At 56.6% G+C, this 2,500-nt stretch carries 2 rRNA genes (1 of these 2 cut by a window edge); both read left to right on the top strand.

The features are described from left to right. Positions 1-2,222, top strand: a 23S ribosomal RNA gene (locus MLV88_RS23715); it begins 755 nt to the left of the window's first position. Between the two features lie 155 nt (positions 2,223-2,377). Beyond that, a 5S ribosomal RNA gene (rrf, locus tag MLV88_RS23710) occupies positions 2,378-2,494 on the top strand. The last annotated feature ends 6 nt before the right edge of the window (positions 2,495-2,500 follow it).

Genomic DNA, 2,500 nt, shown 5'->3' with positions numbered 1-2,500 from the left:
ACTCATGGCCAGGTTGAAGCGCGGGTAAAACCGCGTGGAGGACCGAACTCATGGAGGTTGAAAACTTCTGGGATGAGCTGTGAGTAGGGGTGAAAGGCCAATCAAACTTGGTGATAGCTGGTTCTCCCCGAAAGATATTTAGGTATCGGCTCGGGAAATTCAGTTCAGGAGGTAGAGCACTGGAACGGCTAGGGGTCCTACCAGATTACCAAACCGTACCAAACTCCGAATGCCTGAAACTGTTATCCCGGGACGCAGTCGGTGGGTGATAACATTCATCGGCGAGAGGGGAATAACCCAGATCGTCGGCTAAGGTCCCCAAGTTCATGCTAAGTGATCACAAAAAGGATGTGGTAGCGCTTTGACAATCAGGAGGTTGGCTTAGAAGCAGCCATCCTTTAAAGATAGCGTAATAGCTCACTGATCAAGCGAGACTGCGCCGAAAATGTATCGGGTCTCAAGCATGACACCGAAGCCACGGGATCCCGCAAGGGATCGGTAGGGGAGCGTAGAACCGGCAGCGAAGCCAGACCGCAAGGACTGGTGGAGTCTGTTCTAGAGCTGATGCCGATATGAGTAGCGACAAAACGAGTGAGAAACTCGTTCGCCGTAAGCCCAAGGTTTCCTGGGGAAGGTTAATCCGCCCAGGGTTAGTCGGGCCCTAAGCCGAGGCCGAAAGGCGTAGGCGATGGACAACAGGTTAATATTCCTGTACCGCCCCGTTGGCGTTGAAGCGAGGGGGGACGGAGAAGGGTAGCGCAGCCGGGTGACGGTCGTCCCGGTTCAAGCCCGTAGGCGGGCCTCATACGATGAAAAGGTGAGGCCGTTAACGCCGAGAGGTGATGACGTGGCCGCAAGGCCTGAAGTGCGTGATCCCATGCTTCCTAGAAAATCCCCGCGTGGAGCTGACGAGGCGCCCGTACCGCAAACCGACACAGGTGGGCGAGGAGAAAATCCTAAGGCGCTTGAGAGAACTCTGGTCAAGGAACTCTGCAATCTACCCCCGTAACTTCGGAAGAAGGGGGGCCCGGCGTCGTGTAGGGACTTGCTCCTGAAGCGACACTGGGTCGCAGATAAATGGCGGTAGCGACTGTTTAACAAAAACACAGGACTCTGCAAACACGTCAAGTGGACGTATAGGGTCTGACGCCTGCCCGGTGCCGGAAGGTTAAGGTGATTCGTCAGGCCGCAAGGCCAAAGCGATGAACCGAAGCCCCGGTAAACGGCGGCCGTAACTATAACGGTCCTAAGGTAGCGAAATTCCTTGTCGGGTAAGTTCCGACCTGCACGAAAGGCGTAACGACTTCCGCGCTGTCTCGACCAGGGACTCAGCGAAATTGAAATAGCTGTGCCGATGCAGTTTACCCGCGGCAAGACGGAAAGACCCCATGAACCTTTACTACAACTTGCCACTGACACTAGGAATTGCTTGTGTAGGATAGGTGGGAGCCTATGAACCCCGGGCGCTAGCTTGGGGGGAGGCAACGGTGAAATACCACCCTGGCGATTTCTGGTGTCTAACCTGGACCCCTCATCGGGGTCGGGAACAATGGCTGGTGGGTAGTTTGACTGGGGCGGTCGCCTCCCAAAAAGTAACGGAGGCGCGCTAAGGTTCCCTCAGCCTGATTGGAAACCAGGCGTCGAGTGCAATGGCATAAGGGAGCTTGACTGCGAGAGCGACGGCTCGAGCAGGTGCGAAAGCAGGTCATAGTGATCCGGTGGTTCTGTATGGAAGGGCCATCGCTCAACGGATAAAAGGTACTCTGGGGATAACAGGCTTATCGCGTCCAAGAGTTCACATCGACGACGCGGTTTGGCACCTCGATGTCGGCTCATCGCATCCTGGGGCTGGAGCAGGTCCCAAGGGTTTGGCTGTTCGCCAATTAAAGCGGTACGCGAGCTGGGTTCAAAACGTCGTGAGACAGTTTGGTCCCTATCTGCCGTGGGCGTAGGAGAAGTGAGAGGATCTGTCCTTAGTACGAGAGGACCGGGATGGACGCACCGCTGGTGTACCAGTTGTCCCGCCAGGGGCATCGCTGGGTAGCTATGTGCGGAACGGATAACCGCTGAAAGCATCTAAGCGGGAAGCCAACCTCGAGACGACTTCTCCCGGGCGCAAGCCCCTGAAGCCCCCTCGAAGACGACGAGGTTGATAGGCCGGAGGTGTACGCGCCGTGAGGCGCTCAGCTGACCGGTACTAATCGGGCGTGCGGCTTGGTCTCCCTCTTCTCAGGTCGTAGACGACCATTGAACGAGGTCGAGATCGAGGCATCGAAACGTGTAGTCCGGGCCACGCGAGGCCCGCTGGAAGACTCTTCTAACCCTTCGTATTCAGCGAGAAGCAGCAGCAGTCGCTTCTCGAGCTCTTTTCCAGGTTTGCGGTGGCTATTTCGGTGGGGTCACACCCGTTCCCATCCCGAACACGGTAGTTAAGCCCACCAGAGCCGATGGTACTGCACCGGAAGCGGTGTGGGAGAGTAGGTCGCTGCCGCATTTTTTT

The sequence above is a fragment of the Anaeromyxobacter soli genome, from assembly GCF_022808855.1.
In the GTDB taxonomy this organism is placed as follows: Bacteria; Myxococcota; Myxococcia; order Myxococcales; family Anaeromyxobacteraceae; genus Anaeromyxobacter; species Anaeromyxobacter soli.
Note: the sequence above shows the minus strand (reverse complement) of the source record. Positions and strands in the feature narration are given on the sequence as shown.